Source organism: Aminobacter aminovorans (genome assembly GCF_900445235.1).
Lineage (GTDB): Bacteria > Pseudomonadota > Alphaproteobacteria > Rhizobiales > Rhizobiaceae > Aminobacter > Aminobacter aminovorans.
In genome coordinates this window covers 2965194-2988756 of record NZ_UFSM01000001.1, presented here as the reverse complement: position 1 = coordinate 2988756, position 23563 = coordinate 2965194, and the positions used below count along the sequence as shown (strand labels likewise).

Annotated in this window: 24 protein-coding genes; 14 read left to right on the top strand and 10 right to left on the bottom strand. The window is 63.8% G+C overall.

Features of this window, described 5'->3' with window-relative positions; genetic code table 11:
- Positions 1–64 precede the first annotated feature (64 nt).
- Positions 65–340 carry a hypothetical protein gene (locus DY201_RS28755; protein WP_131922290.1) on the bottom strand — a complete coding sequence of 92 codons (276 nt, stop codon included), beginning with the start codon at positions 338–340 and terminating at the stop codon, positions 65–67.
- A gap of 158 nt (positions 341–498) precedes the next feature.
- On the opposite strand from DY201_RS28755, the gene DY201_RS14725 reads away from it, so the two are divergent.
- Positions 499–1236: a DUF599 domain-containing protein gene (locus DY201_RS14725; RefSeq protein ID WP_115733805.1), complete on the top strand. Its 738-nt coding sequence runs from the start codon at positions 499–501 to the stop codon at positions 1234–1236.
- On the opposite strand, the gene DY201_RS14720 is transcribed toward DY201_RS14725, so the two are convergent.
- From DY201_RS14720 to DY201_RS14700, 5 genes are all read right to left on the bottom strand, one after another.
- On the bottom strand, positions 1185–1982 hold the full coding sequence (locus DY201_RS14720; protein ID WP_115731835.1) for a YdcF family protein: 798 nt from the start codon (positions 1980–1982) through the stop codon (positions 1185–1187). The two genes, DY201_RS14725 and DY201_RS14720, sit on opposite strands and share 52 nt — an antisense overlap.
- A 132-nt stretch (positions 1983–2114) precedes the next feature.
- Entirely contained in the window at positions 2115–3680 is a 1566-nt protein-coding gene (locus tag DY201_RS14715) for an amidase (protein WP_115731834.1), read from the bottom strand.
- A 69-nt stretch (positions 3681–3749) separates the two neighbouring features.
- Positions 3750–4037, bottom strand: a complete 288-nt coding sequence (gene gatC, locus DY201_RS14710) for an Asp-tRNA(Asn)/Glu-tRNA(Gln) amidotransferase subunit GatC (protein WP_067962472.1) — start codon at positions 4035–4037, stop codon at positions 3750–3752.
- 83 nt (positions 4038–4120) lie between these two features.
- Positions 4121–4549, bottom strand: a complete 429-nt coding sequence (locus DY201_RS14705) for a hypothetical protein (RefSeq protein WP_245432001.1) — start codon at positions 4547–4549, stop codon at positions 4121–4123.
- Positions 4550–4598: 49 nt separating this feature from the next.
- Entirely contained in the window at positions 4599–5306 is a 708-nt protein-coding gene (locus DY201_RS14700; protein ID WP_115731833.1) for a metal-dependent hydrolase, read from the bottom strand.
- Positions 5307–5452: 146 nt separating this feature from the next.
- Here DY201_RS14700 and ruvX point away from each other — a divergent pair, with 146 nt between their 5' ends.
- On the top strand, positions 5453–5938 hold the full coding sequence (gene ruvX, locus DY201_RS14695) for a Holliday junction resolvase RuvX (RefSeq protein WP_067962477.1): 486 nt from the start codon (positions 5453–5455) through the stop codon (positions 5936–5938).
- Here ruvX and DY201_RS14690 read toward each other — a convergent pair.
- Together DY201_RS14690 and DY201_RS14685 are read right to left on the bottom strand one after the other, a co-directional pair.
- Positions 5877–6212, bottom strand: a complete 336-nt coding sequence (locus DY201_RS14690; RefSeq protein ID WP_115731832.1) for a DUF6105 family protein — start codon at positions 6210–6212, stop codon at positions 5877–5879. The two genes, ruvX and DY201_RS14690, sit on opposite strands and share 62 nt — an antisense overlap.
- Positions 6213–6405: 193 nt before the next feature.
- A complete protein-coding gene (locus tag DY201_RS14685) occupies positions 6406–8034 on the bottom strand; it encodes an acyl-CoA dehydrogenase family protein (RefSeq protein ID WP_115733803.1) in 1629 nt (542 codons plus the stop codon).
- A gap of 184 nt (positions 8035–8218) precedes the next feature.
- Here DY201_RS14685 and DY201_RS14680 point away from each other — a divergent pair, with 184 nt between their 5' ends.
- From DY201_RS14680 to rpmG, 10 genes are all read left to right on the top strand, one after another.
- Positions 8219–9184, top strand: coding sequence for an aspartate carbamoyltransferase catalytic subunit (locus tag DY201_RS14680; RefSeq protein ID WP_067962480.1), 966 nt, complete (start codon positions 8219–8221; stop codon positions 9182–9184).
- The gene (locus DY201_RS14675; RefSeq protein ID WP_115731831.1) at positions 9181–10467 is read left to right on the top strand and encodes a dihydroorotase; all 1287 of its coding nucleotides are present in this window, start codon (positions 9181–9183) and stop codon (positions 10465–10467) included. Before DY201_RS14680 ends, DY201_RS14675 begins: the two co-directional genes overlap by 4 nt.
- A 28-nt stretch (positions 10468–10495) precedes the next feature.
- Complete coding sequence (gene plsY / locus DY201_RS14670) at positions 10496–11107, top strand: glycerol-3-phosphate 1-O-acyltransferase PlsY (protein ID WP_172582932.1); 612 nt, start codon at positions 10496–10498, stop codon at positions 11105–11107.
- Entirely contained in the window at positions 11104–12237 is a 1134-nt protein-coding gene (dprA, locus tag DY201_RS14665; protein ID WP_115731830.1) for a DNA-processing protein DprA, read from the top strand. The genes plsY and dprA overlap by 4 nt, the downstream gene beginning before the upstream one ends.
- A gap of 278 nt (positions 12238–12515) precedes the next feature.
- Positions 12516–15128: a type I DNA topoisomerase gene (gene topA / locus DY201_RS14660; RefSeq protein WP_115731829.1), complete on the top strand. Its 2613-nt coding sequence runs from the start codon at positions 12516–12518 to the stop codon at positions 15126–15128.
- A 6-nt stretch (positions 15129–15134) separates the two neighbouring features.
- Positions 15135–17450, top strand: a complete 2316-nt coding sequence (gene rnr, locus DY201_RS14655; RefSeq protein ID WP_115731828.1) for a ribonuclease R — start codon at positions 15135–15137, stop codon at positions 17448–17450.
- A gap of 2 nt (positions 17451–17452) precedes the next feature.
- Positions 17453–17890, top strand: coding sequence for a DUF983 domain-containing protein (locus tag DY201_RS14650; RefSeq protein WP_115731827.1), 438 nt, complete (start codon positions 17453–17455; stop codon positions 17888–17890).
- Positions 17891–17963: 73 nt separating this feature from the next.
- On the top strand, positions 17964–18704 hold the full coding sequence (locus DY201_RS14645; RefSeq protein ID WP_115731826.1) for an NUDIX hydrolase: 741 nt from the start codon (positions 17964–17966) through the stop codon (positions 18702–18704).
- Positions 18705–18711: 7 nt separating this feature from the next.
- Positions 18712–19893 carry an MFS transporter gene (locus DY201_RS14640; protein WP_115731825.1) on the top strand — a complete coding sequence of 394 codons (1182 nt, stop codon included), beginning with the start codon at positions 18712–18714 and terminating at the stop codon, positions 19891–19893.
- 117 nt (positions 19894–20010) lie between these two features.
- Entirely contained in the window at positions 20011–20178 is a 168-nt protein-coding gene (rpmG, locus tag DY201_RS14635) for a 50S ribosomal protein L33 (protein WP_019173400.1), read from the top strand.
- 443 nt (positions 20179–20621) lie between these two features.
- Here rpmG and DY201_RS14625 read toward each other — a convergent pair whose 3' ends face one another.
- Both DY201_RS14625 and DY201_RS14620 read right to left on the bottom strand, forming a co-directional pair.
- Positions 20622–21995 (bottom strand): PleD family two-component system response regulator, encoded by a 1374-nt coding sequence (locus DY201_RS14625; protein ID WP_115731824.1) that lies wholly within the window; start codon positions 21993–21995, stop codon positions 20622–20624.
- 30 nt (positions 21996–22025) lie between these two features.
- The gene (locus tag DY201_RS14620; protein WP_108607955.1) at positions 22026–22397 is read right to left on the bottom strand and encodes a response regulator; all 372 of its coding nucleotides are present in this window, start codon (positions 22395–22397) and stop codon (positions 22026–22028) included.
- 213 nt (positions 22398–22610) lie between these two features.
- On the opposite strand from DY201_RS14620, the gene DY201_RS14615 reads away from it, so the two are divergent.
- Both DY201_RS14615 and DY201_RS14610 read left to right on the top strand, forming a co-directional pair.
- Positions 22611–22910 (top strand): DUF3572 domain-containing protein, encoded by a 300-nt coding sequence (locus DY201_RS14615; protein WP_115731823.1) that lies wholly within the window; start codon positions 22611–22613, stop codon positions 22908–22910.
- The gene (locus tag DY201_RS14610; RefSeq protein WP_115731822.1) at positions 22907–23560 is read left to right on the top strand and encodes a hypothetical protein; all 654 of its coding nucleotides are present in this window, start codon (positions 22907–22909) and stop codon (positions 23558–23560) included. The genes DY201_RS14615 and DY201_RS14610 overlap by 4 nt, the downstream gene beginning before the upstream one ends.
- Positions 23561–23563: the final 3 nt, after the last annotated feature.

Sequence of the window (23563 nt, the reverse complement as noted above, 5' to 3'; positions counted from 1 at the left end):
AGGCCATATAGCAAAAAAGCGCGGCCCAGCCGCGCTTTTTGTATCCAATCCTAGCGATTTTCGATCAGCCGGCGGCCACGACAGCTGCCGTTTCGGCACCGCTCACCAGCCAGGCAATAAGAAGAAAACCTGCAAAGCCAATCACTGCCTTGGCCGTAAGGCCCCAGCAGGATTTCTGAACGCCGTCATCCATGATGTTTAGCAAGATCCTTGTGGTTCGGTCAGCGGGCGGTGGGTCCGCCTCAGCACGCGGCCGAGTTGCCTGCTGGATACGCCTTTGCGCGCGCCTTCGCAATTGCAAAAAATGGCCAAAGCATGGCGAAATCTGCATGGCAGCCATGCAGCCATCAATCCAAATTTAATCAAATCAGGCACTTATGCGGAGTTTACCATTCATGCTTTTTAAACACCTGTGACAGTGCCGTGGCAGGCACATGATCTCGAAATAGGTGCGGCACGCATGCTAGCCTGCACTGGATGATCAACGATTCCGCTTCCATGACCGGTCCTTTGGGTGTCCTCGACATCGCGGCACTGGCGTTCTTCCTCGCCGGCTGGGTGTTTCACGCCCTTGGCGCCGAAGGTCATATCGTCACGCGCATGTCGCTGACGCGGGCGATGAACGCACAGCGCGCCGCCTGGATGGCGACTATGGCGCGGCGCGAAGTCAGGATCGTGGACACATCGATCATGAACGGCCTGCAGCAGGGCACGGCCTTCTTCGCCTCGAGCTCGCTGATCGCGGTCGGCGGCTGCTTCGCGCTGCTCGGCGCATCGGACCGGGTGCTGGCCATCCTCAGCGACGTGCCGCTGGCCGGTGCGACCGCGCGACCGCTGTTCGAGATCAAGGTCATCGGCCTGATCGTCATCCTGGCCTATTCATTCTTCAAGTTCGGCTGGGCCTACCGGCTGTTCAACTACTGCTCGATCCTGATCGGCGCCGTTCCCCAGCTCAGCCCCGGCAGCGAGCCCAACGCGGCGATCGACGTCGCGGTCATGCGGGCGACCCGCATGAACCAACTCGCCGGCAAGCATTTCAACGCCGGCCTGCGCGGCGTCTTCTTCTCCATCGGCTATCTCGGCTGGTTCGTCGACGCACGCGTCTTCTTCGTCACGACAGTGGTGCTGCTCGCGGTACTGATCAGGCGCCAGTTTTTTTCCGAAGCCCGCACGGCCGTGCTGGTTCAGGATTTCGGGCCTGGAAACGGATCGTCGATTCGACCCGACAACCAGTAGGCCAGAAGGCCGATCCATTCGCGCATCGCCATCGTCGTGTTCTGAAGCGAATCGGCGGGGTTGTCGGTGAACAGGCCGACTCCCTCCTGCCCCGACGTGCGATAGTCGACCGGCCAGGCGACTACCTGGAAACCGGCCTTGGCAAACAGCGCCATCGAACGCGGCATGTGGAAGGCCGAAGTGACCAGCAGCCAGGTCTCGCCAGGCTTTGGCGTCACCATCTCCTTGGAGAACAGCGCATTTTCGTAGGTGTTCCGCGAACGGTTTTCGAGAATCAGCCTGTCGCGCGCCACCCCGAGCGCTTCGAGCAGGCGCGGCGCCGTATCGGCGTCGCCTTCGCCATCCAGCGTGAGCGAGCCGTTGCCGCCCGAAATGACGACCTTCGCATCAGGATAGTGGCGGGCAAGGATCGCGGTCTCGACAAAGCGGTCGCCCCCGCTGTTGAGCTCGTAGCCGCCGCGGGCCAGGTTGATCGCGCCCTCGAAGCCACCGCCCAGGACGACGAGGCCGTCGACCTTGGCCGGCTGAACCGGCCGCTGGAACCGCTCTTCCAGAGGGTTGAGCATCAGCGAGCCGAGAGAAGTCCAGGTCGCGAAGGCCAGAATCATCAGTGAGGCGAAGGTCGCCATGCGGAAGAACCGCCGGCGCCCGAAGAAGCTGGCAACCAGCCCGGCCGCAAGCAGGAATATTGCGAAATTGAGCGGCTGGGCGAAGAACCAGAAGGTCTTGGAGAGATAGAAGAACAAACCGATATGCCGTCCGTACTGGAATGGAGCCCCCTCCAATCCAGTACTATGTCAGCACGAAAAGTACGACCCCGGTCTTGCTCGACTGGACAGCTGATACGCACCCGGCCTCGGATGACAGGCGCTATGCGCCTACCACCACCTCTCCGGCTGGAAACGGCCAGCGGCCTGCTCGATGACATGAGCGGTCTGGAACAGCGTCTCTTCGTCAAACGGGCGCCCGATCAGCTGCAGGCCGAGCGGCAGGCCGTGGCCGTCGAGGCCGGCGGGGACGGCGATGCCAGGCAGGCCGGCCATGTTCACCGTCACCGTGAAGATGTCGTTGAGATACATCTTGACCGGATCGGCGGCCATGTCCTCGTCGGCGACGCCGAACGCGGCCGAAGGCGTCGCCGGCGTCAGGATGACATCGACGCCGGCGGCAAACGCCAGTTCGAAGTCGCGCTTGATCAGCGTGCGCACCTTCTGCGCCTGGAGGTAATAGGCGTCGTAATAGCCGGCTGAGAGGACGTAGGTGCCGATCATGATGCGGCGCTTGACCTCGCGGCCGAAGCCTGCAGCGCGAGTGTTCTCGTACATCTCTATGATGTCCTTGCCCGGCACGCGCAGGCCGTAGCGGACACCGTCGTAGCGGGCGAGGTTCGACGACGCTTCGGCAGGCGCCACGATGTAATAGGCCGGCAGCGCGTATTTGGTATGCGGCAGCGAGATGTCGACGATCTCGGCGCCGGCATCCCTGAGCCAGGCAATGCCCTTCTGCCAAAGTGCCTCGATGTCCTCGGGCATGCCGTCGACGCGGTATTCCTTGGGAATGCCGATCTTCATGCCCTTGACCGATTTGCCGATCGCCGCTTCGTAGTCCGGCACCGGCAGGTCGACCGAAGTGGTGTCCTTGGCATCGACGGAGGCCATCGACTTGAGCAGGATCGCGGCATCGCGCACGTCGCGGGCGATCGGGCCGGCCTGGTCGAGCGACGAGGCGAAGGCAACGGTGCCCCAGCGCGAAACGCGACCATAGGTCGGCTTGATGCCGACGGTGCCGGTAAAGGCTGCTGGCTGGCGGATCGAGCCACCCGTATCGGTGGCCGTCGCACCGGCGCACAGGAAGGCCGAAACCGCTGCGGCGGAACCGCCGGAGGAGCCGCCCGGCACAAGCTGCATGTTGTCGTAGACACGCGCGGTCTTTGCGCCACCGGCGGCAACGAAGCCGCCATCGCCCTGATGGGTTGTCGGCATCACCACCGTCTCGGTGCGCGACCGCCGCCACGGGTTGATCACCGGACCGTAATAGGAGGTCTCGTTCGACGAGCCCATGGCGAACTCATCCATGTTGAGCTTGCCGAGCATCACGGCGCCGTCGGCCCACAGATTGGCCGTAACCGTCGATTCGTAGCGCGGTTCGAAGCCATCGAGCACATGGCTGCAGGCCTGGGTGTGCACGCCCTCGGTGGCGAACAGATCCTTGATGCCGAGCGGAATGCCCTCGAGCGCACCGCCCTCGCCCTTGGCGAGCCTGGCATCGGACGCCTTGGCCATCTCGCGCGCCTTGTCAGGCGTCGTGGCGACATAGGCGTTGAAGGTCGCGTTGGCCTGATCGATCGCCTTGACGTAGGCGTCGGTCAGCTCCGTGGCGGTGATCTCCTTGCCGCGCAGCTTCTCGCGCGCTTCGGCAATCGTCAGTCTGGTCAGGTCGGTCATGGCGAATTCACTTCGGGGTCACGCAGCCGAAAGCTGCTTTTGATGAGACGACGGACTGGCCGGCAGGGCCTATTCCACCACTTTCGGCACAAGGAAGAAATTCTCGTCGGTGGCAGGCGCGTTGGCGACGATGTCGGCCGCCTTGTTGCCGTCGGTGACGGCATCGACGCGCTTCTTCATCTCCATCGGCGTGACCGACGTCATTGGCTCGACACCTGTAACGTCGACCTCGTTGAGCTGCTCGACGAAGCCGAGGATAGCGTTCAATTCGCCGGTCATGCGCTGGGCATCGTCCTCGCTCACAGCGATACGGGCGAGATGCGCGACGCGCTTTACGGTCTTGAGATCAACGGACATCGAAAAAACTCCGGAAAGCCGGTAAACTGGTCAGGTCGGGCTATAACGGCGCGGCGCGCGCGGTGCAACATCGATGATCATGCTCATGGCATGGCGACGCCGTCGCACAGCACATAGGTGCCGCCATTGTCGGTCTGGCCGCCCTCGGGGTCGACCTGGCGCACCGACACGAGCTCGAGCTGCGTCGGGCTCAGCTCCAGGATCGACAGCGTGTCGGGGAACAGATGCCCGGGCTCCTGGCATACTGCCGTCACCGCCCATGCAGGCGCCCGCGTCGCCCGGGTGACATTGAGAAACTCGCAATTGTATTCGACGCTTTCGAGCCCGTCCGCCGACAGGACAAGGCTGCCGGCGTCGATGACCGACTGCAGCGAATCCTTCTTGGCCTGGGCGCAGAGCTCCTCGGACTGAAGATAGACGCCCTTGATGAAGTCGACGGCATGGGCCGAGGTGCCAAATGCCACAAGCGAGGACACTGCAACAATTCGCCAGATCTTCATGTCGAACCCCATTCAACGGCCCCCATTCAGCGGCCCCCATTCAGCGGCGATGCCACCGCGCTCAGATGTCCGTGGCCACGCCAACCTTGGGCAACACCACCTCGACGCCCGAGCCGTCGAGGCCGGCGACGAACTGTTCCGCCGTCTGGTCGATGATCGGGAAGCTGGCGAAGTGGCATGGCACTACCGTCTCGAACTTGAAGAAACGCCGGCAGGCAAGGGCTGCCACAGCACCCCCCATGGTGAAGCGGTCGCCGATCGGCACGAGGCCGATGGCCGGCTCGTGCAGTTCGTTGATCAGCGCCATGTCGGAGAAGATGTCAGTGTCCCCCATATGATAAAGCGTGCGTTCCTCGGCGAAATGCAGCACCAGGCCGCCGGGATTGCCGAGATAGACGTTGCCGCCATTCGGCCCGCTGACCGACGACGAATGCAGCGCCGCAACGAAGGTGGTGGTGAAGCTGCCGCAATCGACGGTGCCGCCGATATTGCCGGGATTGATCTGCTTGTCGCTGACGCCCTGGCCGACGAGATACATGCAGATCTCGAAATTGGCGACGAGCATGGCGCCGGTCTTCTTCAGGATCGCTGCGGCATCGCCGATATGGTCGTCATGGCCGTGGGTCAGAAGCACATGGGTGACGCCGTCGGCGGCCTGCTCCCAGGACTGTCCCCATGACGGATTGCCGGTCAGGAACGGGTCGATCAGAATGGTAGCGCCAGCGACTTCAATCCGGAATGCCGAATGTCCATACCAGGTCAGCTTCATCGTTTCGGCACTCCTCGTCATTTCGTTGGCCAAAGGATAGAACGCACGAAGCCCCTTTCAAAGAGGCCGATACGTAAATTCAAGGTGTTAGGACCTGCGCTGCCCGTCCGGGCGCACGCATCCGGCAAGTCATAGAGGAAAGCCGCTTGGCCATCGTTACGATTGAACAACTGCCCGGGCTGCTGGCCGGCGGAAAGACGCTAGCCGGGCTCGACCTCGGCGACAAGACGATCGGCGTTGCTGTCTCCGATCGCGGCCTCTCCTTCTCGCATCCGCGCCAGGTCATCATCCGTAAGAAATTCACGCTCGACGTGGCCGCTTTGCTTGCCATGCTGGCCAAGGAGAACACCGGTGCGATCGTCATCGGCCTGCCGATCAACATGGATGGCTCCGAGGGGCCACGCGCCCAGAAGTCGCGCGCCTTCGTGCGCAACGCAGCCAACCTGACCGACCTGCCGTTCCTGTTCTGGGATGAGCGGCTGTCGACGGTTGCCGCCGAACGCGCGCTGATCGAGATGGACGTCTCGCGCAAGAAGCGTGATGGCCGTATCGATTCGGCCGCCGCCGCCTTTATTCTGCAGGGTGTACTCGACCGGCTTCAGACACTCGACGCATCTCCGGCCGGGGATTAGAGCGCCAGCCCCTCACCTTCTCGGCAATCAGCTTGCGTCGGCGGAACGCCCAGATTGCCAAAAGGATGAATGTGTCGAGGATGCAGGCCTTGCCGATCATCCACGGGATCTTCGCCGCTTCGACGCCGAGCAATTCGCCATAGAGGTCGAAGATCGCCAGGTTCAGGGCGCGACTCAGGATCGGGTAACCGAAATGGAGGTCGTTGATCGACAGGAAGTACCAGCCCCAGAACAGGACCAGCGGCGCAGCCCAAACGGCGAAAATATAGCGCATCAGACGCTACCTCTGCCCGGCCGTCTGGCGGCTTTATCGCCCTGGAACTGGTTCGAAAGGACCGGCATCGGGATTCCTGCTTCTTTGCAAAAGACAGTGGCCCCTGCGCCTACGACGCGCAACGTAAACCATTTGTTAAGGTTAATTTGGCCGCAGCCATTCGAAAATGGGACGGCCTGTGACCCGGAACGTGTCAGCCCACCTGTGGATAGAGCGTATCGATGATCAGGCGCGAATCGTGGCGCGCGTCGAGCATGCCGTAGGTGCCGCGCCACTGGCCGGCGAGACGGGTCTCGATGAAGGCGTCGGCGATCCGCCCTGCCCCCATGCGGCGCAGTTCGGCAGCGGCCGCCGAGATCGCCAGTTGTTCGGTCAGGATGCGTGCCGAGCCCTCGTCCGACGATGCCACCTGCATGGCTGCGCGGAGCACGCCGAGCACACTGCGTCCGCCGGGACCAAGGTCGCGCTCAAGTGTAGCCAGTACATCCTCGAACAGGCCAGGCGCGCGCTGCAGAACGCGCAGCACGTCGAGCGCCATGACATTGCCCGAGCCTTCCCAGATCGCGTTGACCGGCGCCTCGCGATAATAGCGGGCCAGCGGCGCTTCCTCGACATAGCCGTTGCCGCCGAGGCACTCCATCGCCTCGTAGAGCAGCGCCGGCGCGATCTTGCAGACCCAGTATTTGACGACGGGCGTCATGGCGCGGGCAAAGGCCGCCTCGCCGCGATCCGATGCCGCTTCGTCAAAGGAACGTGCCAGCCGGAAGGCGAGCGCGGTCGCGCCGGCGACATCAAGCGCCATGTCGGCCAGCACGCGCTGCATCAGGGGCTGATCGACAAGATTGGCGCCGAACACCTGGCGGTGACGGGTATGATGGACGGCTTCCGCGAGCCCTGCCCGCATGATCGCCGAGGAGGCGACGGCGCAGTCGAGCCGCGTCAGCGTCACCATGTCCATGATCGTCTTGATGCCGCCGCCCGGTTCGCCGACGAGGTCACCGATGGCGCCCTGGATTTCGACTTCCGACGAGGCATTCGAACGGTTGCCGAGCTTGTCCTTCAGGCGCTGGAACTGCAGCCCGTTGGCCGAGCCGTCGCTCAATATGCGCGGAACGAGGAAGCATGACAGCCCCTCGGGCGCCTGCGCCAGCATCAGGAAGGCGTCGGACATCGGCGCCGACATGAACCACTTGTGGCCGGACAGCCGGTAGAAGCTGCCACCGGCCCGCTCGGCCTTGGTGGTATTGGCGCGCACATCGGTGCCGCCCTGCCTTTCGGTCATGCCCATGCCGAGCGTGAGACCTGTCTTTTCGACGGGCGGCTTCTGCGCCTGGTCGTATTTGCGCGTGGTGACGCGCGGCGCCCATTCGCGGAACAGCTTCGGGCTCGCCATCAGGGCGGCAAGCGAGGCATTGGTCATGGTGATCGGGCACAGGTGCCCGCATTCGAGCTGTGCGGTCAGATAAAAGCGCGCGGCCCGAACCTGGTGGCGCCGGCCGGTCTCGGTGCCGCCATTCTCCCAGACGGAGGAATGCAGGCCGCCTGCTATCGAGCGGCGCATCAACGCGTGATAGGCTGGGTGGAACTCGACCTGGTCGATGCGGCGGCCCTGGCGGTCATGCGTCCTGAGCTTCGGCACTTCACTGTTGGCGAGCCGCGCCAGATCCTGCGCTTCATGGGTCAGCACGAAGCGTCCGAGCCCGTCGAGGTCACGACGCACCGGGTCGGAAAAACCTTCTGCGATCTGGATCAGCAGCGGGTCGCCGCGCCAGGCATTGCTGCCCGTCAGCGGAGGGGGCTGGTTCGGCACGTCCTGCGTCACGCCTTGTCCTTCATCGGTGTGGGCGACGGGCACGAATCCGCAGCCATGGCCGGCTTTATAGCCGAAATGCTTATCGATAGCTTATGGCCCAGCTTGGAAGCGACGAAAATCCCGTGGGAGAACTTTCATCGATGAAATGCCGGCTTGCGGGTCACTTAAGCACAGCCTATAGCAGCGCCTTGAGATGACAGACCTATCGTCCCTGCCGCCCTACCCGCACCGCCATCTTCTTGGCATCCGCGACCTTTCTCCATTCGACATCGAAATCTTGCTCGACCGCGCCGACGCGGCCGTCTCGATTTCGCGTCAGTCGGAGAAAAAGACCTCAACGCTGCGCGGCAGAACGCAGATCAACCTGTTCTACGAAGCCTCGACGCGAACCCAGTCTTCCTTCGAACTCGCCGGAAAGCGCCTCGGCGCCGACGTCATGAACATGTCGGTGGCAAGCTCTTCGGTGAAGAAGGGCGAAACGCTGATCGACACGGCGATGACGCTGAACGCGATGCGGCCCGACATTCTGATCATTCGCCACCAGTCGGCAGGTGCCGCGGCCCTGCTGGCGCAAAAGGTCGGCTGCTCGGTGGTCAATGCCGGCGACGGCGCCCACGAGCACCCGACGCAGGCGCTGCTCGACGCACTGACCATCCGCCGCGCCAAGGGCCGCATTGCTCATCTTACGGTGGCGATCTGCGGCGACATCCTGCATTCGCGCGTCGCCCGCTCCAACATCCTGCTGCTCAATGCGCTCGGCGCCCGCATCAAGGTCGTGGCGCCTTCGACATTGCTGCCTTCCGGCATCGCCCAGATGGGCGTCGAGGTGACACAATCGATGGCCGAGGGCCTGAAGGACGCCGACGTCGTCATGATGCTGCGCCTGCAGCGCGAACGCATGGCCGGCGCATTCGTCCCTTCGGTACGCGAGTATTTCCGCTATTACGGCCTCGACGCCGAAAAGCTGAAGGCGGCCAAGCCAGACGCGCTGGTGATGCACCCCGGCCCGATGAACCGCGGCGTGGAAATCGCCTCGGAGATCGCCGACGGCCCGCAGAGCGTCATCCAGGAACAGGTGGAAATGGGCGTCGCCGTGCGCATGGCGGTGATGGAAGCGCTGCTCGACCCGCGCCGCAATCGCGACGGAAAGAACGCATGAGCATCACGGTTTTCCAGCGCGCCCGCGTCGTTGACCCTTCGCGCGGCATCGATGAGACCGGCACCGTCATCGTCGACGGCAAGAAGATCGTCGCCGCAGGCGCAGACGGGCTCAACCAGGGCATACCAGGCGGCGCCGAGGTCATCGACTGCACTGGTAAGGCGATCATTCCCGGCCTGATCGACGGCCGCGTCTTCATCGGCGAACCCGGCGGCGAACACCGCGAGACGATTGCCTCGGCAAGCATCGCCGCTGCAGCCGGCGGCGTCACGTCAGTCGTCATGATGCCCGACACCGACCCGGTCATCGACAACGTAGCGCTTGTCGAGTTCGTCCTGCGCACCGCCAAGGAAACCGCATCCGTCAACATCTTCCCGGCAGCGGCCATCACCAAGGGGCTCGACGGCCATGAGATGACCGAGTTCGGCCTGCTGCGGGAAGCCGGTGCCGTCGCCTTCACCGACGGACGCCACACCATCGCCAGTTCGATGGTGATGCGCCGGGCGCTGACCTATGCCCGCGACTTCGACGCGGTGATCGCGCATGAGACGCAGGACGCCGACCTCGCCTCGTCGGGCGTGATGAACGAGGGCCTTTATGCCAGCTGGCTCGGTCTATCAGGCATTCCGCGCGAGGCCGAGACCATCCCGCTCGAACGCGACCTGGCGCTCGCCCGCCTCACCCGCGGCCATTATCACGCCGCCAAGATCTCGACCGCGATGGCGGCAAATGCCGTTGCTCGCGCCAAGACCGACGGCGCCAGGGTGACCGCGGGCGTCTCGATCAACAGCCTGTCGCTCAACGAAAACGACGTCGGCGAATACCGCACCTTCTTCCGGCTGGCGCCACCGTTGCGCGCCGAAGAGGACCGCATTGCCATGGTCGAAGCGCTGAAGGACGGCACCATCGATCTGATCGTCTCTTCGCACGATCCGCAGGACGTCGACACCAAGCGCCTGCCCTTCGCCGATGCAGCCGTCGGCGCGATCGGGCTGGAGACGCTGCTGGCCGTGGCATTGCGCCTGCATCATAATGACGAAGTACCGCTGCTGCGCATCATCGAAGCGCTCTCGACTGCTCCGGCAAAACTGTTCGGCCTGCCCGGCGGCACGCTTAAGCCCGGCGCCTTGGCGGATCTGGCGCTTGTCGACCTCGGCGAGCCGTGGCTGGTGCGAGAGGCCGACATCCGCTCGCGTTCCAAGAACACCTGCTTCGAAGGGGCGAGGCTGCAAGGCAAGGTCTTGAAAACCTTGGTCGGCGGACGCACAGTGTTTTCGGCCTGACGGGCCACGGGGGAGACCATAGACCTTGATGCCGGATGACATTTTTCCGACGGCCATGCACGTACTCATCGCGGCCGCCATATTCGGCTATCTGCTCGGCTCGATCCCATTCGGCCTGCTGCTGACGCGCGCCGCCGGCCTCGGCGACGTGCGCAAGATCGGTTCCGGCAATATCGGCGCCACCAATGTGCTGCGCACCGGCAACAAGAAGCTGGCGGCCGCAACGCTGCTGCTCGACGCGCTCAAGGGCACGGTGGCGGTGATCATCGCCGCATGCTGGAGTCATGATGCCGCGCTTGCCGCCGGCCTTGGCGCCTTCATCGGCCATCTCTATCCGATCTGGCTCGGTTTCAAGGGCGGCAAGGGCGTCGCCACCTATCTCGGCGTCCTGTTCGGCCTGTCGGGGCTCGGCGCGCTCGCCTTCGCCGTCACCTGGCTTCTCGTCGCGTTCGTCAGCCGCTATTCGTCGCTTGCAGCGCTCACTGCGGCAGTGGTCGTGCCGATCGCACTTTACATGATCGACATGCCGCAGGCCGCCGGCCTGCTGGCCCTGATGAGCCTGATTGTCTTCGTCCGGCACCGCGCCAACATCTCGCGCCTGCTCGCCGGTACTGAATTGCGGATCGGGTCCAAGGGATGAGCCAAGCCGCCGTCGGGCCGCATCTCAGCGACCGGCAGCGGCTTCATTGGCTGCGCCTGATCCGTACCCCAAATGTCGGTCCCGCAAGTTTTCGCGATCTGATCAACCGCTTCGGATCCGCCGAAACGGCAATCGAGATGCTGCCCGAAATCATGATGGCCGGCGGCGCAAACAGACTGGTTCGGGTTCCCTCGGTAGCCGAGGCAGAGGCGGAGATGCAGCTGGCGCGCAGATGCGGCGCGCGCTTCGTTGCGCTTGGCGAGCACGACTACCCCAAGACGCTCACGCGTATGGACAACCCGCCGCCGCTGCTCGCCGTCAAAGGCACTGCCGCCGCCTTTGGCTTGCCACCGGTGGCCATCGTCGGCGCGCGCAACGCCTCGCTCGCCGGTATCAAGATGGCGCGCATGCTTGCCTCGGAGCTCGGCCGCAACGGCTATTGCGTGATCTCGGGGCTGGCACGGGGCATCGACACCGCAGCACATCAGGGCAGCCTCGACACCGGCACCGTCGGCGTTCTGGCCGGCAGTATCGATCGCCCCTACCCGCCCGAAAACACCAGGCTTTGCGACGAGATCGCCGAACGTGGCGCCATCGTTTCGGAAATGCCATTCGGCTGGGAGCCGCGCGCCCAGGACTTTCCACGCCGCAATCGCATCGTCGCCGGTCTGGCGCTCGGGCTTGTGGTCGTCGAAGCAGCACAACGTTCCGGCTCGCTTATCAGTGCGCGGCTTGCCGGCGAGTTGGGACGCCTGGTCTTCGCCGTGCCCGGCTCGCCGCTCGACCCGCGCGCCGCCGGCACCAACGGCCTGCTCAAGGATGGCGCGACGCTGGTGACCGAAGCAGCCGACGTGCTGGAAGCGCTGGCGCCGCTTGTTACCGGCCAGCCTTTTGTCCCGACCAGACTGGAGGAGCCGCCTGATTTCACCGCCACGCCGCCACCCGTCGACGGCGACCGCGCCCGGGTGGTCGAGGCGCTCGGCCCGGTCCCCGTCGAGATCGACGAATTGATCCGCCACACCAAGCTTCATCCGGCGCAGATCTTCATGATCCTTCTGGAGCTCGACCTCGCCGGCCGGCTCGAACGCCATTCGGGTGGACGAGTTTCGCTTGTCGCGCCTGACATGTGACTGCCGCTCGCCGCAACGGTCGGGCTCGGCGTGAGCCGGCGCCAGTTCCGGTGCCAAGACCAGCCGCAACCGGCGCTGGCGGAATCATGGCAAAACCATCCTGAATTGCAACAGCGAGATTTAATATACCCTGGATTGCAATCCCGTTCTTCACCGTCGTTTTTGCCCCCTTCCCCTTGACCGGACCGAAAAGCGCGGCCATGTGACGAGCGAATTCAAAATCTTCGCCACGCGCCGTTTGCCGTTGTTTTGGCGCTTCACTGGAAAATCAGCCACATATGGACGTCGTTGTCGTCGAGTCACCGAACAAGGTGAAAAGCATCAACAAGTACCTGGGCCGGAACTACAAGGTTCTCGCCTCGTTCGGCCATGTCCGCGATTTGCCGGCCAAGGACGGCTCGGTTAAACCGGAAGACGATTTTGCCATGTCCTGGGCGGTCGACAGCGCTTCGGCGAAGCGGCTCAACGACATCGCCAAGGCGGTCAAGGAAGCCGATGGCCTGATCCTCGCAACCGATCCGGATCGCGAAGGTGAAGCCATCGCCTGGCACGTGCTCGAGGTGCTGAAGCAGAAGCGGGTGCTGAAGGACAAGACGATCAAGCGCGTCGCCTTCAACTCGATCACCAAGCAGGCGGTGCTCGAAGCCATCTCCAATCCGCGCGAGATCGATCCGCCGCTGGTCGACGCCTATCTGGCGCGCCGCGCCCTCGACTATCTCGTCGGTTTCACGCTGTCACCGGTGCTGTGGCGCAAACTGCCCGGCGCCCGTTCGGCTGGCCGCGTGCAGTCTGTGGCGCTGCGCTTCGTCTGCGACCGCGAGGCCGAGATCGAGCGCTTCGTGCGTGAGGAATACTGGCAGATCGCAGCCACCCTCGGCACGCCGCGTGCGGAAAACTTCGAAGCCAGGCTGACCGCTTTCGACGGCAAGAAGCTGCAGAAGCTCGACATCTCCTCGCAGACCATGGCTGACGACATCAAGGCGATGCTCGATGGCGCCAGCTTCAAGACGCTGTCGGTCGAGGCCAAGCCGACCCGGCGCAACCCGAGCGCGCCGTTTACGACGTCGACTTTGCAGCAGGCGGCGTCCTCGCGTCTCGGCTTCTCGGCAAGCCGCACGATGCAGGTCGCCCAGCGGCTTTATGAAGGCATGGAGATCGGCGGCGAGATCGCAGGTCTGATCACCTATATGCGTACCGACGGCGTGCAGATGGCGCCGGAGGCCATCGAGGCCGCTCGCAACGCCATCGTCAAGGAATTCGGCGCCAAGTACCTGCCCGAAAAGGCGCGCCAGTACACCACTAAGGCCAAGAACGCCCAGGAAGCGCACGAAGCCATCCGTCCGACCGACTTCAATCGCACGCCGGCCGAGATGCGCAAGTTCCTCGATGCCGACCAGGCCCGACTCTATGAGATGATCTGGAAGCGCGCGATCGCCAGCCAGATGCAGCCCGCCGAGATCGAGCGCACCACCGTCGAGATCGAGGCGCGCAATGGCGCAAGGACTGCCAGCCTGCGCGCCGTCGGTTCGGTCACCCGTTTCGACGGCTTCATCGCCGCCTATACCGAGCAAAAGGACGAAGATTCGGAAGACGAGGAAAGCCGTCGCCTTCCCGAGATTCGTGCCGACGAAACGCTCAAGCGTGAGAGCGTCAACGCCACTCATCACACAACCGAGCCGCCGCCCCGCTATTCCGAAGCCAGCTTCATCAAGAAGATGGAAGAGCTCGGCATCGGCCGGCCCTCGACCTATGTCGCCACACTCAAGACGCTTGAGGACCGCGACTATGTGAAGATCGAGAACCGCAAGCTCGTGCCCCAGGCGAAGGGGCGGCTGGTCACCGCCTTCATGGAGAGCTTCTTCCGGCACTATGTCGAATACGACTTCACCGCCTCGCTCGAGGAAAAGCTCGACTTAGTCTCCGACGGCAAGCTCGCCTGGCGCGACGTGCTGTCCGATTTCTGGAAGGACTTTTCCGGCGCCGTCGACGAGATCAAGGAGCTGCGCGTCACCAACGTTTTGGACGCGCTGAACGAGGAACTCGCACCTCTGGTGTTCCCGGACCGCGAGGACGGATCGAATCCGCGCATCTGCCCGAAATGCGGCACCGGCAACCTGTCGCTCAAGCTCGGCAAGTATGGCGCTTTCGTCGGCTGCTCCAACTACCCCGAATGCGGTTTCACTCGCCAGCTCGACGGTCCCGGCGGCAATGGCGACAATGGCGGCATGGAAGACGGCACCAAGATCCTGGGCAGCGATCCCTACACCAATGAAGAGATCACGCTGCGCAGCGGCCGCTTCGGTCCCTACATCCAGCGCGGCGACGGCAAGGAGGCAAAGCGCTCGAGCCTGCCCAAGGGCTGGGCGGCGGCCTCCATCGACCATGAAAAGGCGCTCGCTTTGCTGGCGCTGCCGCGCGATGTCGGCCAACATCCTGAGACGGGCAAGATGATTTCGGCCGGTCTTGGCCGCTATGGCCCGTTCGTGCTGCATGACGGCGCCTACGCCAATCTCGAAAGCATCGAGGACGTGTTCTCGATCGGCCTCAACCGCGCGGTCACCGTGCTTGCCGAAAAGCAGGCCAAGGGCAAGGGCGGACGGGGCGGCGGCACCCCGGCAGCCTTGAAGGATCTCGGCGAGCACCCCGCAGGCGGCGGCAATGTCACCGTGCGCGACGGCAAGTACGGCGCCTATGTCAATTTTGGCAAGGTCAATGCTACCTTGCCGAAGAATACGGATCCGGCCACCGTCACCATGGAAGCAGCGCTTGCTTTGATCGCCGAAAAGGAAGCGAAAGGCGGCGGCGCCAAGAAGCCTGCCCGTGCCGCCAAGAAGCCCGCGGCCAGCGCAACCAAGAAAGCGGCCGCCAGCAAGGCCAAGAAGAAGGACTAGGCGACCGTGGCGCGAAAGATTTCCGGACGAAATGCCGGCACCAGACGCGCCGCAAGCGACGAGGTCCGAGGCAAGGACATCTACCGGCCGTCGCGGGACGAGATTCTGCGCTACATCGCGGAGAATCCCGACCGCAGTGGCAAGCGTGACATCGCCAAAGCCTTTGCGCTCAAGAACGACGACCGCATCTGGCTCAAGCACCTGCTGCGCGAATTGCAGGACGAGGGCCTGCTCGAAAAGAGCCGCAAGCGCCTGACGCGCGCCGGCGCGCTGCCGCATGTCGCCGTGCTCGACATTTTCGGCCGCGACGCCGAAGGCACGCTGCTCGCTCGCGCCTCCGAACAGCCGGATGGCCAGATCGTTGCCATCAAGCTGTCGCGCGGCGGCAACGGGCCGACGCCCGGCGTCGGCGACCGCGTACTGGCCAAGACCTTCCCGATCGAGGATCACATAGACGACAACGAGCCGGCCTACACGGCGCGCGTGATGAAGATTTTCGAAAAGCGCAGCGACACCGCGCTCGGCATCTTCCGTATCCTCAAGGACGGCACGTTCCGCATCGAGCCGGTCGAGCGCCGTCAGCCCGAGCTGGTGATCGAAAAGGACCACCAGAACGGCGCCAAGGATGGCGACCTCGTCGAGGTGGTGCCGGAACGCGCCAGCCGCTACGGCCTGCCGCGCGCCAAGGTGGTCTCGGTGCTGGGCTCGCTGACCAATGAGAAGGCGGTCTCGATGATCGCCATCCATGCGCATGACATTCCCCACATCTTCCCCGCCGAAGTGATCGCCGAGGCCGAGGCCGTGAAACCGGCAACGCTCGACGGCAAGCGCGAGGATTGGCGCGAGCTGCCACTGGTCACCATCGACCCGGCCGACGCCAAGGATCACGACGACGCCGTCTATGCCGAGCCGGATACGGACGAGAAGAACCCAGGCGGCTTCATCGTCACCGTCGCCATCGCCGACGTGGCGGCTTATGTCCGTCCGGGCACGGCGCTCGATAACGAAGCGCTGAAGCGCGGCAACTCGGTCTACTTCCCCGACCGTGTCGTGCCGATGCTGCCCGAACGCATCTCCAACGACCTGTGCTCGCTGCGCGAAGGCGTCGACCGCCCGGCTCTTGCCGTGCGCATGACGTTTTCGGCGGAAGGCCGCAAGACCAGGCACGCCTTCCACCGCATCATGATGCGGTCTGCGGCCCGCCTCGCCTATCCGCAGGCCCAGGCCGCCATTGACGGCGTGGCGGATGACAAGACCGGACCGATCCTGGAAAGCATCCTCAAGCCGCTCTGGGCCGCCTATGACGTGCTCAAGCGCGGCCGCGACAGCCGCCAGCCGCTCGAACTCGACCTGCCGGAACGCAAGATCCTGCTCAAGCCTGACGGCACGGTGGACCGCGTCATCGTTCCCGATCGCCTCGATGCCCACAAGCTGATCGAGGAGTTCATGATCCAGGCCAACGTCGCTGCTGCCGAGACGTTGGAAAACAAGAAGCAGAAGCTCGTCTACCGTATCCATGACGGCCCATCGCTCGCCAAGCAGGAGTCGCTGCGCGAGTTCCTGCAGACGATCGGCCTGTCGCTGGCGCGCGGGGCCGCGATGCGCCCAAGCCAGTTCAACGGCATCCTCGCGCAGGTGCGCGGCGGCGACAACGAGCAGCTGGTCAACGAGGTGGTGTTGCGCTCGCAGAGCCAGGCCGAGTACAACCCCGACAATATTGGCCACTTCGGCCTCAATCTGCGCCGCTACGCGCATTTCACATCGCCGATCCGCCGATATGCCGACCTCATCGTCCATCGCGCGCTGATCGGTTCGCTCGGCCTGGGCGCCGGCGGGCTGACACTCCAGGAAGAAGCGCGGCTGGAAGAGATTGCGGGCCTGATCTCGCAGACCGAACGCCGCGCCATGGCGGCCGAGCGCGAGACCGTCGACCGGCTGGTCGCCGGCTTCCTGGCCGAACGCGTCGACGAGACCTTCGACGCGCGCATCTCCGGTGTGGTCAAGGCGGGACTATTTGTCCAATTGCCGCAATATGGCGCGGATGGTTTCATCCCCGTGTCATCCTTGGGTGACGACTACTACCACTTCGACGAAGCCGCCCGCGCCTTGTTCGGTGAACGCTCCGGCAAGGGCTACCAGCTCGCCGACCGCGTCGAGGTCAAGCTGGTCGAGATCGCGCCTCTGGCGGGTGCCATGCGCTTCGAGATGCTGACCGAACCGAAGCCCCTGCCCGGTTCCAAGCGCTCCTTCCACAAGACCAAGGGGCAAAGAACGCGTGCCCGCGCCTCCCAGCCACGGCGAGGACCGCGCGGCAGGAGATGACGATGGAAGAACAGGTATTCGGCGGCGACCACCCAAAGGTCGTGCGTGAACCCCGGCCGGTCTGGCAAGCGATCAAGCGGGGCCTGTTCTGCAAATGCCCGAATTGCGGCCAGGGCAAGCTCTTCGCCTCCTTCGTCACGACCGTCGATAGATGCGAAGTCTGCCGCGAAGAGATCTTCCATCATCGTGCCGACGACCTGCCCGCCTATCTCGTCGTCGTCATCGTCGGCCACATCGTCGTTGGTGCCTTCATGGGCGTCGAGGCGACCAGCACGCTCGCCTTGTGGCAGCATCTGCTGATCTGGGTGCCGCTGACGATCGTTTCTGCACTCGCCCTGCTGCGCCCGATGAAGGGTGCCGTCGTCGGCATGCAGTGGGCGCTCTACATGCACGGCTTCGGCGGCGAAGAAGACGACGTCGAAACGCTACCAGAAGCCTGAACCGGCGCTGGCGCAATGCCCAAGGGCAAGCAAGTGCTTCCGTCCACCCCGACATTCCGTTAGGACAGCCGCGATGGATGGCATTAGCAAAGCAGAACTCGACAGGCTCGAAGCCAGGGAAATGGTAAAGAGCGGCGCGCCATTGCGTCCGCGCGACGCGGCGACGCTGATCCTGCTCGACCGCAAGGGCGATGATGTGCTGGTGCTGATGGGCCGGCGCCACATGAAGCACGCCTTCATGCCCGGGAAATTCGTCTTTCCCGGTGGCCGCACCGACCCGGCGGACAGCCGCATCAAAGTGGCCGACGAGCTTCATCCCGACGAACAGGACAAGCTGCGCGCCGGAACTGGTCGCGTCAGCATCGCGCGCGCCCGGGCAATCGCGCTTTCGGCGATTCGCGAAACCTATGAAGAAGCCGGTCTGCTGATCGGCCGTCGCAGCCCGTTCTCGACCACCAAGGCCGACTGGCAAGGCTTTGCCGAACATGGCGTGGCACCGACTCTCGGCTGCCTGCGCTTCATCGCACGCGCGGTCACCCCTCCCGGCCGTGTCAGGCGCTTCGACACTCGTTTCCTCTCGGCTTGGCGCAGCGACGTCGCCGTCGAACTGCCTGAGGGCGGCCCGACAAACGAGCTCGAAGAACTGGTCTGGCTGCCCCTGGCCGACGCCATGCAGGCCGACATCCCCGCCATCACCCAGTCGGTGCTCGGCGACCTCAGACAGCGGCTGGCGACAGACCCCGGGCTTGAGCCGGGTGGCGAGGTGCCGTTCTACCGCATGTTCGCCCAACGCTTCCGCCGCGACATCCTGTAGGCATTGCATGACCGATACCCTTCAGGAGGCTGAAAACGTCGAACGGGTGCACTGGCGCTCGATTTCCGCGGCTATCGCCTCGATCAGCGTCGTCGGCATCGCCATTGGCCTGGGCATTCCGCTCCTGAGCGTGATTCTCGAATCGCGCGGCTATTCCTCCTCGATGATCGGCCTCAACACCGCCGTCGCCGGCATTGCTTCGATTGCCGCAGCCCCACTCGCCACGCCGATCGCCATGCGTCTTGGCGTCGTCTGGACGATGCTGGTGATGATTCTCGCCGGCGCGGTGGCCTTTGTCGGCTTCTATTTCGCCCAGTCCTTCTGGATGTGGTTTCCGTTGCGGGCGGTGCTGCATTTCGCGCTGACCGTGCTTTTCATCCTGTCGGAATTCTGGATCAGCACCTGTGCCCCGCCCCATCGGCGTGGCCTGGTGCTCGGCATCTACGCCACAGTGCTTTCGCTCGGCTTCGCCGCCGGCCCGTGGCTGTTCTCGCAGATCGGCAGCAGCGGCTTCCTGCCGTTCGGCCTGACCTTCGCCTTCGTCATGATCGCCGCGATTCCCGTCTTGCTGGCGCGCAGCGAAAGCCCCAGGATCGTCTCCGAAGGCGGCAAGGGTGGCTTCTTCCGCTACATCTGGATCGTGCCGACAGCGACCGCCGCCGTTCTCGTCTTCGGTGCGGTGGAAACAGGCGGCTTCGCACTGTTCCCGATCTACGGCCAGCGCATCGGCTACACCGAGGGCGAGGCAGCGATGCTGCTGACCATGATCGGGCTCGGCAATTTCCTGCTGCAGATTCCGATCGGCATGCTGAGCGACCGCATCGGCGATCGCCGCATCCTGCTGCTCATCTGCGCCCTTGTCGGTCTGGGCGGAACGCTGGCGATGCCGTTGTTGACCGTCAACTGGCACCTGATGGCGGGCATGCTGTTTGTATGGGGCGGTGTGGTGGCGGCACTCTACACGGTCGGCCTCGCGCATCTCGGCGCACAGCTATCGGGCCGCGACCTGGCCTCGGCCAACGCCGCCTTCATCTTCTGCTACGGCGTCGGCATGATCCTGGGTCCGCAGGTCATCGGCATCTTCATGGATATCTTCGGCCCCAACGGATTCGGCTGGGCGCTGGCGGTGTTCTTCGGCGGCTACATCGCCATCGGACTGGGCCGTATTGCCGCGAAATCGAGCCGATAGCGCGCCAAGGCTTGACTTTCCGGGCGCGTTCTTTATGTGTCCCGCAGGTTTTCCGCGTCCGGGTTGTTTTCCCGTCCTGAGGCGGGTGCAACTCCAGACAATTAACGGACGAGAATCATGGCCAAGGCTGCAAACATCAAGATCAAGCTTCTGTCGACCGCCGACACCGGTTTCTTCTACGTGACGAGCAAGAACAGCCGCACGAAGACGGAAAAGCTGTCGTTCCGCAAGTACGACCCGGTTGCGAAGAAGCACGTCGAATTCAAGGAAACCAAGATCAAGTAATCTGGTTGCCTCCAGGAATTCCGGAACGCCGCCCCTCGGGCGGCGTTTTTGTTTTCATGGGATTCATGCAGCCGGCGCCGACTGCGCCCGACGAGCCAAGGGACATGCGGAAAAGCCACCTTCCCCACGCTCAGCCAATATGAAGTTGATTTCGAGAAAGGGGGCCGGTCGGCTTCTGGCAGCGGTACGAGGAGGCCACTATGTGCCAGTGCCGGCCGGCCGACCCCACGGACCCAGGAGATGCGGCGGACCTGAGCATCATGGGGCATCAAATAGGGCTATACGGCCTGTGCTCCTCGTGCCGATGCCCGTCCTTCTTCTCGATTTCACAGTCGCGCAAGATCGCTTGAAAATCAACACTTTCTTAACCACGGCTCGCGAATCGCTCGGGTTAAGGTAAACGATTGAGCTTAACGTGCTTGACCGTGAAGCCGATCCGCGACTCAGGCCGCCCTTGCAACCACACGATTGCGGCCGCGTGTCTTGGCGTCGTAAAGCGCCAGATCAGCACGCTTCATCAGCCCGGCGACCGTGTCGCCTTCCATCACCAGCGCCGAGACACCGACACTGACCGTGACCGACACACCCTGCTCGGATCCGCCGATCCTGAACGGCGTCCTGGCGATTTCGGAGCGGATACGTTCGGCAACGATCTCGGCGAGCGCGCCTTCGGTATCCGGCATCACGATAACGAATTCCTCGCCGCCGAATCGGCAAGCGAGATCAATGCCGCGCACGCTTTTCTTCACCCGCCGTGCGAATTCGCGCAGGACCTCGTCGCCTCCATCATGGCCGAACGTGTCATTGATGCGTTTGAAGCGGTCGAGATCGGTGATCATCAGCGACAGCGGCCGACGGCGGGCAGCCGCACGCTCGACAAGCCGCGGCAGGTGGCTGTCGAGATAACGACGATTATGCAGGCCGGTCAAACCGTCCGTCACCGCCATCTCGATGGTCTGGCTGACGCTCTGCCTGAGCTCGTCATTGTAGCGCTTGCGGCGCACCTGGGTGCGCAGCCGGGCGATCAGCTCCTGCCGGTCGAGCGGCCGCACCAGATAATCGTTGATGCCAAGCTCGAGGCCGCGAACGGTAAGGTCGTCCTCTTCCTTGTTGACGAGCAGTACGATCGGCAGCGAGCGCGTACGGTCGAGCGACCTGAGCTGCGAGCAAAGCCTGAGCGGATCGAACGCGGAGAACCCCGTCGACACGATGATGCACTCATAGGCACCTTCGGCCGCGTTGAAGAGCCCCGACTGCGGATCGGCGGCGATCTGCACGTCGGCAGCTCCGTCCAGAAGCGCGCCGACATGGGCCGCGGAAGACGTCCGCTCGTCGATGAGCAGAACCTTCGGCAGTTCGCCCCTGAGCAAGTCGGAACGGGCCAGCAGCTCGTCCACGCCGATGCTGTGGGTGGTCGAGGAGCGCAGCCTGAGCTCGTCGGTCAGGACCTTGAGACGGACGAGACTTTTGACGCGGGTGATCAGCTGGAGATCGTTCACCGGCTTGGTCAGGAAATCGTCGGCACCGACGTCGAGCCCGCGCACGCGATCGGTGACATGGTCGAGTGCGGTGACCATGACGACGGGAATGTGGGCGGTGGCTGGATCGGCCTTCAGGCGGCGGCAGACCTCGAAACCGTCCATGCCGGGCATCATCACGTCGAGCAGCACGACATCGACCTTGCCGTCCTCGCAGGCAGCAATGGCGTCGGGTCCGTTGAAGGCGGTCAGCACTTCGAAATATTCAGCGAGAAGCCTGACTTCGAGCAGCTTCACATTCGCCGGTATGTCGTCAACGACGAGGATGCGCGCGGTCATGCTAGTCCCTCGAGCGAGCCGGCGAGCGCATCAGGCATCGCCGAGATAGGATTTGATCGTCTCGATGAAGCGCGGCACCGAGATCGGCTTGGAGATATAGGCTTCACACCCGCCCTGCCTGATCCGCTCCTCGTCGCCCTTCATGGCGAATGCGGTAACGGCAATGACGGGGATGGTGTGGAGGTCGTCGTCCTCCTTCAGCCATTTAGTGACCTCGAGGCCGGAGACCTCGGGCAGTTGGATGTCCATCAGGATGAGGTCCGGCCGATGCTTGCGGGCAAGATCGAGCGCCTCGAGACCGTTGCGCGTGCGCACGGTCTCATAGCCGCTTGCCTCGATGAGGTCGCGAAAGAGCTTCATATTGAGCTCGTTGTCCTCGACGATCATCACCTTCTTGGCCATAGAAATTCCGTCCCGATTGCCTGCCACAGGTCCGCGGCAATCCTGTTGCGCGCCGGATGCGCACACCAACCCCGAATCCGACCTTAACTCAAGAACATTACGAAACGTAAAACGCTCCCGCCAAATCACGGATCGTTGCGCGCCCGCTTTTGCGGTTGCCCCGATGGCTGCTTGCGGTTACTCCCGACACAGGTCGATCGGGGCAAATACCAGATGCAGAAGAACCAGCAATCGCAGGAAAGCGCCGAAGCGCTGGCTGTTCAGGCGCTTGGCTTCGTGGCCTCCGACCCCGAACTCCTGCCGCGCTTCCTGGCCATATCAGGTATCGAGGCGCATCAGATCCGCCGCGCCGCACAGGAGCCCGGTTTCCTGGCCGGCGTCCTGAATTTCATCCTCGCCCATGAGCCGACGCTGCTGCAGTTCTCACAGCAGGCGGGCATCGCGCCGGGCGAAGTAGGCAGCGCCCTGCGCGCCCTGCCCCTGGGCAATGACGATCACGAGCGTTCCGCATGAGCGAAGATCCCGAGACAGCACGCCAGATCGCCGAGCTTGCCCGCGACACCAGGCCACTGCTGGTGCTCGACGTCGACGAGGTGCTGCTCGAATTCATGATGCCGTTCATGCGCTTCCTCGACGCGCAGGGGCTGGCCTTCCTGGCGAAGTCGTTCAAGCTGACCGGCAACATCGTCGACGTAAAGACCCAGGTGCCGCTGGAACAGGCGGCCGTTTCCGCGCTGCTCGACGGCTTTTTCCTTGCCCAGCGCGAATGGCAGTCGGCGGCACTTGGCGCGGCCGATGCCGTGGCAGGGCTCGCCACGGGCGCCGAAGTCGTCCTGCTGACCGCAATGCCGCACCGCCACCGCGATGTCAGGCGGCAGCATCTCGATGCCTTGGGCTTCCCCTACCCGCTGCTCACCACCGAAAGGGCCAAAGGCCCCGCGCTGCGGCTGTTGCGGGGCGAAACCAGCCGTCCTGTCGCCTTTGTCGACGATATCCCGCACAATCTGGTGTCCGTGCGCGACGCTGTTGCCGACGCGCACCTGTTCAACCTGATGTCCTACCGGGAGATGCGCGCATTTCTGCCGCCCTTGCCCGTCGACATTGTCATCGAGGACGATTGGACCCAAGCCGCGCCGAAGATCGCAACGGCTCTGGGCCTCTAACCT

Excerpts from the sequence above, each read along its gene's own strand:
- DY201_RS28755 (WP_131922290.1), bottom strand. The coding sequence starts at position 340 with ATGGCTGCCATGCAGATTTCGCCATGCTTTGGCCATTTTTTGCAATTG.
- DY201_RS14725 (WP_115733805.1), top strand. The coding sequence starts at position 499 with ATGACCGGTCCTTTGGGTGTCCTCGACATCGCGGCACTGGCGTTCTTC.
- DY201_RS14715 (WP_115731834.1), bottom strand. The coding sequence starts at position 3,680 with ATGACCGACCTGACCAGACTGACGATTGCCGAAGCGCGCGAGAAGCTG.
- gatC (WP_067962472.1), bottom strand. The coding sequence starts at position 4,037 with ATGTCCGTTGATCTCAAGACCGTAAAGCGCGTCGCGCATCTCGCCCGT.
- DY201_RS14705 (WP_245432001.1), bottom strand. The coding sequence starts at position 4,549 with ATGGGGTTCGACATGAAGATCTGGCGAATTGTTGCAGTGTCCTCGCTT.
- DY201_RS14700 (WP_115731833.1), bottom strand. The coding sequence starts at position 5,306 with ATGAAGCTGACCTGGTATGGACATTCGGCATTCCGGATTGAAGTCGCT.
- DY201_RS14690 (WP_115731832.1), bottom strand. The coding sequence starts at position 6,212 with ATGCGCTATATTTTCGCCGTTTGGGCTGCGCCGCTGGTCCTGTTCTGG.
- DY201_RS14680 (WP_067962480.1), top strand. The coding sequence starts at position 8,219 with ATGACAGACCTATCGTCCCTGCCGCCCTACCCGCACCGCCATCTTCTT.
- DY201_RS14675 (WP_115731831.1), top strand. The coding sequence starts at position 9,181 with ATGAGCATCACGGTTTTCCAGCGCGCCCGCGTCGTTGACCCTTCGCGC.
- plsY (WP_172582932.1), top strand. The coding sequence starts at position 10,496 with ATGCCGGATGACATTTTTCCGACGGCCATGCACGTACTCATCGCGGCC.
- dprA (WP_115731830.1), top strand. The coding sequence starts at position 11,104 with ATGAGCCAAGCCGCCGTCGGGCCGCATCTCAGCGACCGGCAGCGGCTT.
- topA (WP_115731829.1), top strand. The coding sequence starts at position 12,516 with ATGGACGTCGTTGTCGTCGAGTCACCGAACAAGGTGAAAAGCATCAAC.
- DY201_RS14650 (WP_115731827.1), top strand. The coding sequence starts at position 17,453 with ATGGAAGAACAGGTATTCGGCGGCGACCACCCAAAGGTCGTGCGTGAA.
- DY201_RS14645 (WP_115731826.1), top strand. The coding sequence starts at position 17,964 with ATGGATGGCATTAGCAAAGCAGAACTCGACAGGCTCGAAGCCAGGGAA.
- DY201_RS14640 (WP_115731825.1), top strand. The coding sequence starts at position 18,712 with ATGACCGATACCCTTCAGGAGGCTGAAAACGTCGAACGGGTGCACTGG.
- rpmG (WP_019173400.1), top strand. The coding sequence starts at position 20,011 with ATGGCCAAGGCTGCAAACATCAAGATCAAGCTTCTGTCGACCGCCGAC.
- DY201_RS14625 (WP_115731824.1), bottom strand. The coding sequence starts at position 21,995 with ATGACCGCGCGCATCCTCGTCGTTGACGACATACCGGCGAATGTGAAG.
- DY201_RS14620 (WP_108607955.1), bottom strand. The coding sequence starts at position 22,397 with ATGGCCAAGAAGGTGATGATCGTCGAGGACAACGAGCTCAATATGAAG.
- DY201_RS14615 (WP_115731823.1), top strand. The coding sequence starts at position 22,611 with ATGCAGAAGAACCAGCAATCGCAGGAAAGCGCCGAAGCGCTGGCTGTT.
- DY201_RS14610 (WP_115731822.1), top strand. The coding sequence starts at position 22,907 with ATGAGCGAAGATCCCGAGACAGCACGCCAGATCGCCGAGCTTGCCCGC.